Source organism: Idiomarina sp. ST10R2A5 (genome assembly GCF_051842325.1).
Lineage (GTDB): Bacteria > Pseudomonadota > Gammaproteobacteria > Enterobacterales > Alteromonadaceae > Idiomarina > Idiomarina abyssalis.
Map to the genome: position 1 here is coordinate 1 of NZ_JBNIEX010000034.1, position 271 is coordinate 271.

Sequence of the window (271 nt, forward strand, 5' to 3'; positions counted from 1 at the left end):
GCCGCACGGCCTCGCGCATGCCCTCGGTCGGGATGCCGTAGCCGGGTCCGCGATGGGCGCCGTCCACGCGCACGGCGTCGTCGGCGAGCGTCAGGCCGCCGTCGATCAGCGCGAGGGTGTCGCGGGCTCGGGCAAGCGTCGCCGCCCGCGCCTCGGCTTCAGGAGCGAGCACCGTGTAGGACTGCGCCAAGTGCGGGTCGCGTCCGGCGGCGGCAAGCCCGGCGGCGAGGCCGGCATGGGTGCCGGAACTGCCGTTCGGCACGACGATCCG

1 protein-coding gene is annotated in these 271 nt (G+C 76.4%); it reads right to left on the reverse strand.

Translation table 11 applies throughout. The features are described from left to right. Positions 1-271, reverse strand: a 271-nt coding sequence (locus ACP7FG_RS13020; protein WP_439226630.1) for a hypothetical protein, incomplete at both ends; no start/stop codon positions are given.